The sequence below is a fragment of the Streptosporangium sp. NPDC005286 genome (assembly GCF_040607515.1).
In the GTDB taxonomy this organism is placed as follows: Bacteria; Actinomycetota; Actinomycetes; order Streptosporangiales; family Streptosporangiaceae; genus Streptosporangium.
Map to the genome: position 1 here is coordinate 82,479 of NZ_JBEXGU010000018.1, position 6,215 is coordinate 88,693.

Genomic DNA, 6,215 nt, shown 5'->3' on the forward strand with positions numbered 1-6,215 from the left:
AGGTCAGAAAAGGTTTCGTCGATGTTCTTCCGGACGGGTGTCACCCGATGTCCCCCCCGTTCCGGCCTGTTGTGCGAAAGCCGAGGTCGGCCGAGATGTCGGCGGCCGCGGTGGCCACCCACTCCCCCAGCAGTTCTCTGCGGCTGCGAATGAACATGTCCTGCGCCCCGCACAGTGACACCGATCCGACGACCTGCCCGGTCGCGCCGCGGAAGGCCGCCGCCACACTCGTCGCCCCCGACTGCCGCTCGCCGAAGCTGACCGCGTAGCCGAGGGTGCGGATCCGGTCGATCTCCTCGCCCAGCGCGGTCGTCGAGGTGATCGTGGCGTCGGTGACGCTGTCGAGGCGGTGGTGGGCCACGTAGTCGTCCACCTCCGCGTCGGGCAGCGCCGCGAGGATCGCCTTGGAGGAGGACCCCGCGTGCAGGGGATGGCTGGTGCCCAGCGCCACCGACATCCGGATCTCCTGGTCGGAGAGGACCTGGTCGACGTAGACCCGCGACCAGCCCTGGCGGAGCGAGAGCGTCGCCGTCTCGCCCGCCCGCTCGGCCAGCGCCACCAGGTGCCGGTGCGCGACGGCGGGCACGTCGAGTTCGCGCATCGCGGCCAGGCCGATGCTCAACGCCCCGGGGCCGAGGCGGTAGAGCTTCCTGTCCTCGTCGAAGCTCAGGAACTGGCCGACCACCAACTCCCGCAGTATGCGGTGTGTCACGGCCTTGGGCAGGCCGGTCTGCCGCGCGATCACGGAGACGCCCTGAGCCTGAGGCGACCTGCCGATGACATCGATCACGGCGAGAGCCCGCGCGATACCGGAGCGGGAACGCTCCGGCTCCTGCTCCTCTCCGATGTCATCGACGGTCATGGTTTCCTCGTTGGTCAGGACGCGCGCGGCAGGCGACGCGGTAGGGGGAGAGATCATGTGAATGTCATAGGGCAGCGCTGTCCGGAGGGCCGCCGAGGACCTCAATCGTGACCTCAGCGTTACCTCGGATCGCGTTGGAGTAGGGGCACAGGCCGTCGGCGATGCCGACGATCCGCTCCAGGTCCGCCTGCGGAACGTGCGGCGCGGAGATGCCGAGCGCGGCGGCGATCGCGTACTTCCCGCCGGGCACCGAGCCGAGGGTCACCGACGTGGTGACGCTCACCGGGTCGAGGCCGATCCGCTCGCGCCGTGCCACGATCCCCAGGGCACTGGCGAAGCAGGCCCCGTATCCCGCGGCGAAGAGCTCCTCGGGGTCGGTGCCGGTGTCGCCGGGCGTGCGGTCGGCGGGCCTGGTGAGGGCGAGGTCCAGCGAGCCGGTGAGTGAGCGGGCGCTACCCGCGCGACCGCCCTGGACCTCGACGGTCGCGGTGTAGATCGGCTTGAACGTCGCCTCCGGCCGCTCGGCCCCGTGCGCCAGTACGTGTTCGGCCACCGCCTTGGCGAAGATCTCCGGCTGCTCCTCGGCGACGAAGTCGGTGCCGCCGGGGATGGTGACCAGCGGCACGCCCGGCAGCGCGGCCTGGACGACGTCGTTCATCCTGGCCACCACGTCGTCGCCGCCGTGCAGCAGCAGCATGGGGATGCCGGCGAGCGCGGCGGTGTCCAGGTGGTGGTCGAAGACCGCCCGATAGGCGACCGCGTAGTCGGGACCCACGCTGAGATACTCGGCGACCTGGCGGCTGGCCGACTCCGCCGAGATCCTCGGATAGAGCCAGTAGACCCGCTCCCAGATCGTCGTCAGGTGGCTGCCGTCGTGGGCGACCTGGTAGCCCGGCGCGTAGCCGGCCTTCTTCTTCGCACGCTCGGCGTCGTCGTACAGCGGCAGCCCCTGGAAGATCAGGCCGCTCACCCGGTCGCGGGCGGTGAGCGCCGCCTCGGCGGCGATCACGGCGCCGGTGTGCTGCCCGAGCAGATGCACCTTCTCCAGGCCGAGCGCGTCGGCGATCCGCCACGTCGCCGCCGCGTAGTCGGGGATGGACCACTGCTCACCGGGCGCGTCCGACATCCCGAAGCCGGGGGTGTCGACCGCGACGACGTACAGGCCGTGCGCGGCCAGGGCGGCGAGGGCGGGCTCGTAGGTCGCCGACGACAGCGGCGACTGGTGCAGGATGAGCAGCGGGACCGCCGCGGGGTCGCCCGCGCGCCGGTAGTGGACCTGACCCCAGGGCAGCTCCAGGTAACCGCGCTCGGAGGCACCGCGCAGGTGGGTGGCGCTCATCGGTCCACCGCCATCGCGGCCATGACCTCGACGACGTGCTTGATACCCATGCGGTAGTCCTCCACAAGAATGTTCTCGTTGGGGCCGTCGACCCCGGAGTCGGCGCGCGAGACGCCGACGCCGACGATCGGGCGCCCGCCCATGACGCCCTGGTTGCCGATCCACTGCGTGTACGGCTCGATGACGGGCTCGGCACCGTAGACACGGCGGGCCGCGTCGGCGACCAGCGACACGAACGGGTCGCGGTGGTCGGTGGCGCTCGGACTGCTGGTGGCCATGACCTCGATCGCGATGTCACCGAAGCCGCCGTCGGCCAGGTGCTTGCCGAGGGCCCGCAGCACCCGCTCGGGGTCCTGCCCGGCGACCAGGCGGATCTCCACCTTGGCGGCCGCGGTGGCCGGGATGCCGAGGGTGATGTCGTCGCGGTTGTCGCCGCCGACGATGCCGGCGACCGTCAGGGTCGGGCGGGTGCGGATCTCGACCGCGGCCTGGGCGTCGTCGAGGCCGCCGATGAAGGAGTCGACTCCGGCCCGGGCGCGCAGGAAGTCGCCGTCGAAGTGCAGCCGGGCCAGCAGCTCCCGCTCCTCGTCGGTGGGCACCCGCGCGTCGTCGGCGAAGCCCGCCACGGTGACGGTGCCGTCGGGCCGCTGCAGGCTCGCCAGCGCCGCGGCCAGGCGGGTGGTCGCCGACGGCAGCAGCGCGGTGTTCTGGCTGGTCAGCTCACGGGTCAGGGTGGTGGCGGTCAGCCTGAGATAGAGCACGCCCTTCTCACTGAGCTTGAGCAGCGGCCTGCCCTGCTCGTCCACCCAGGAGTTCTCCCACAGGGTGCCGTCGCTCGTCAGCCGGTCGGCGTGCGCGCGGACGAACGAGCCGAGGCCGGGGCTGTGCAGCCACTGCTTGCCCTCCATGATGTAGCGGCTGGTGACCGGCGCCTCCTGGCCGGACAGCCGCCACGCGGCGGCGGCGTGCACCCGCGACATCAGGGCGCCCTTGTCGTCGGCGACGCCTCGCGCGTACAGCCGTCCGTCGTGGATCTCCGCCGCGTACGGGGGGCTGATCCACCGGTCGTCGTCGCCGGTCGGCTCCACCTCGACGTCGTAGTGGTTGAAGTGCAGCAGGGTGCGCTCCCCGCCGCCGATCTCACCCAGCACGTACGGGTGGGAGTGTTCCCAGGGGATGACCTCGGCGGTGCCGCCCCAGCGGCCGACCGAGGCGGCGAGGAACTCGGCGGTGGCCACCATCTGCTCGGGTTCCTGGCGGCGGCTGCGGATCCGGCAGAGCTGCTGCAGTTCCTCGACGAAGGTGTCGAGGTGGGCGTCGACGGCGGCCAGTGCGGCGGCGACATCGGGCTTGGACATGGAGTGCTCCTCACGCGTCACTGGGTGATCACTCCGCCGTCGACGTAGATCGTCTGACCGGTGGTCATGGCGGCGGCGGGGCTGAGCAGGAAGGCGACCGCGTTGGCGACGTCGCCGGCCCCTGCCATGCGGCCCAGGGGGATGGTGGCCATTTTGTCTTTCATGTACGCCTCGTTGGCGCGAACGTCGGCCGTCATGTCGGTGGGCACGATCGTGGGTCCGACGGCGTTGACCCGGACGCCGTCGGGGGCCCACTCCAGAGCGAGCACCTTGGCCATGTGCATCACCCCGGCCTTGCTGACGCAGTAGCCGAGGGTGTCCAGGACCGCGATGTGGCCGTTGGTCGAGCCGATGTTCACCACGCTCGCGGCGCTCTCACCGCCCTCGCCGGCCGCCTTGGCCGCGTCGCGCAGCGCCGGGTAGGCGGCCTGGGACATCCGGAAGGTGCCGGTGAGGTTGACGTCGAGGACGTCTGTGAAGTCACCCTCGCTCATCGTGGCCGCCGGCCCCCGCCGTACGATGCCCGCGTTGTTGACCAGGTGGTCGAGGCGGCCGTGCGCGGCGAGCACCTCGGCGACCAGCGCGCGGCAGGACTCCGCCGAGCGGACGTCGACGTGGTGGCGGGTGTGCCCGTCGCTCTCGGGCAGCGGCGCCTGCCAGTCGTCGCCGGAGGTCACGTCCGCCTGGGCCACGCGGGCGCCGCGGGCCGCGAGCGTGGCGGCGATCGCCGCGCCGATGCCCCGGCCCGCGCCGGTGACCAGGGCCACCCTGCCGTCGAAGCGGTTCGGATCGCTCATGCGCCGATCACCCGGCTGTCCTCGGCCCAGAAGGCGAAGCGCCGCTGGGCGAAACGGATGAGGGAGTGCGCGATGAGGCCGAGCACGGAGAGCACCACCAGGACCGCGAACATTCCGGAGATGTCGAAGTTGTAGTTGGTCTGCAGGAGCAGGTACCCAAGCCCCTCCTTGGCGCCGATGAACTCGCCGACGACCGCGCCGAGGATGGCGAAGACGATCCCGATGTCGAGCCCGGCGAAGATGAAGGGCAGCGCGCTCGGCAGCCGGACCATGCGGAAGACCTGGAACCTGCCCGCGCCGAACACGGTCAGCATCTGGATCCGGTCGGCGTCGGCCGAGCGCAGCCCCTCGATGACGTTGACCAGCATCGGGAAGAAGGAGATGACCGCCGCCATGACGATCTTGCTGGTCATGCCGAAGCCGAACCAGACGACGAACAGCGGCGCCAGGGCGACCTTCGGCACCGTCTGGAAGGCGACGATGTACGGCATGAGCGTGCGCTCGGCCAGCCGCACCTGCGAGATCAGCGTGCCCAGCACCATCGCCGCGCCGACACCGATCACGAAGCCGATCAGGGACTCCTGAAGCGTGACCAGCAGGTGCGACCAGAACTGGTCGTCGGTGAGCTGGGTGACCAGCGACGCGACGATCTGCGAGGGCCGGGGCAGCACGTAGTCGTCGATGCCGAGGGGCTGCACGAGGAACTCCCAGGCGAGCACCGCGGTCACGAAGACCCCGGGGACCATGATGAGCTCGGGGCGCTCGCGGAGGTCGAATCCCCTCAGGCGGCTCTTTTTCCGTTCCTGGCCCGGCGGACGGGCGGGCCGGCCGTCGGTGGCCTTGGTCATTGTCATGGTGGTGTACCTCGTCAGTCGATGACGCCGGCGGCGTTGAAGTGCTGGCGGATTCGCGTCACGTAGACCCCTGCGCGATCGGAGGACATGACGCTGAGATCGCGCGGGCGCCCCAGCTCGATCGGGACGATCTCGGCGATCCGCCCGGGACGGGAGCTGAGCACGATGACCCGGTCGGACAGGAACACCGCCTCGGGGATGGAGTGGGTGACCAGGACGACGGTCTTGCCGCTCTCCTTCCAGATGCGCAGCAGCTCGACGTTCATGTACTCCCTGGTCATCGCGTCCAGGGCACCGAACGGCTCGTCCATGAGCAGTACGGACGGGTCGTGCACCAGGGCCCGGCAGATCCCGGCGCGCTGCTGCATGCCGCCGCTGAGCTCGTGCGGGTACTTGTCGCCGAAGCCGTCCAGGCCGACCATGTTCAGCAGGTTCCTGGCCTGCTCGCGGTAGACGGCCGCGTCGAGTTTCTGCACCTCGACGGGGACCATCACGTTCTCCAGGATGGTGCGCCAGGGCAGCAGGGTCGCGGCCTGGAAGACCATGCCCACCTCGGGGAGCGGCTTGGTCACGTCCCGTCCCGCGACACGGACGACGCCCTCGCTCTTGGGGATCAGCCCGGCAAGGATCTTCAGCAGGGTGGTCTTACCGCATCCGGAGGGTCCGACGATGGAGATGAACTCCCCCCGCCTGACGGTGAAGCCGATGTCGGAAAGCGCATGGGTGGGCTCCGACCTGCGGGGCCGGTACAGCTTCTGCAGGCCGGCCACCTCGATCCATGCGTCTTCGTCCACCGATGCCGATGCGGCGGTGGCCTGGCGGCGGCCGGGGGTCCTGATGGCCATCGGCCCTCCTCTTCGATGCTCGGGTGCTGGTCGGTCGTGGTCGCCGGTCGCTCCGGCCCTGATCCACTTCTGGTGGTGCGGCCCCGGGTCCCGGGGGCGCGCCCCCGGGGGGGGGGGCCCGCGGGACCGCCGGCGGCACCCCCCGGGCGGCGACAAGCAC

General features: G+C 70.9%; 6 protein-coding genes. All 6 read right to left on the bottom strand.

Going from position 1 to position 6,215, the window contains the following annotated elements:
* Window positions 1-40: 40 nt before the first annotated feature.
* The 6 genes from ABZU75_RS09970 to ABZU75_RS09995 are packed head-to-tail and all read right to left on the bottom strand — an operon-like array spanning window position 41 to window position 6,055.
* Window positions 41-919, bottom strand: a complete 879-nt coding sequence (locus tag ABZU75_RS09970) for an IclR family transcriptional regulator (protein ID WP_355551448.1) — start codon at window positions 917-919, stop codon at window positions 41-43.
* A 7-nt stretch (window positions 920-926) separates the two neighbouring features.
* Entirely contained in the window at window positions 927-2,201 is a 1,275-nt protein-coding gene (locus ABZU75_RS09975) for an Ohr family peroxiredoxin (protein ID WP_355551450.1), read from the bottom strand.
* On the bottom strand, window positions 2,198-3,559 hold the full coding sequence (locus tag ABZU75_RS09980; RefSeq protein WP_355551452.1) for a M20/M25/M40 family metallo-hydrolase: 1,362 nt from the start codon (window positions 3,557-3,559) through the stop codon (window positions 2,198-2,200). Before ABZU75_RS09980 ends, ABZU75_RS09975 begins: the two co-directional genes overlap by 4 nt.
* Before the next feature lie 17 nt (window positions 3,560-3,576).
* Window positions 3,577-4,356 (bottom strand): SDR family NAD(P)-dependent oxidoreductase, encoded by a 780-nt coding sequence (locus tag ABZU75_RS09985; RefSeq protein WP_355551454.1) that lies wholly within the window; start codon window positions 4,354-4,356, stop codon window positions 3,577-3,579.
* Window positions 4,353-5,210, bottom strand: a complete 858-nt coding sequence (locus ABZU75_RS09990) for an ABC transporter permease (RefSeq protein ID WP_355551456.1) — start codon at window positions 5,208-5,210, stop codon at window positions 4,353-4,355. The genes ABZU75_RS09985 and ABZU75_RS09990 overlap by 4 nt, the downstream gene beginning before the upstream one ends.
* 14 nt (window positions 5,211-5,224) lie before the next feature.
* Window positions 5,225-6,055, bottom strand: coding sequence for an ABC transporter ATP-binding protein (locus ABZU75_RS09995; protein ID WP_355551458.1), 831 nt, complete (start codon window positions 6,053-6,055; stop codon window positions 5,225-5,227).
* Between the last annotated feature and the right edge of the window lie 160 nt (window positions 6,056-6,215).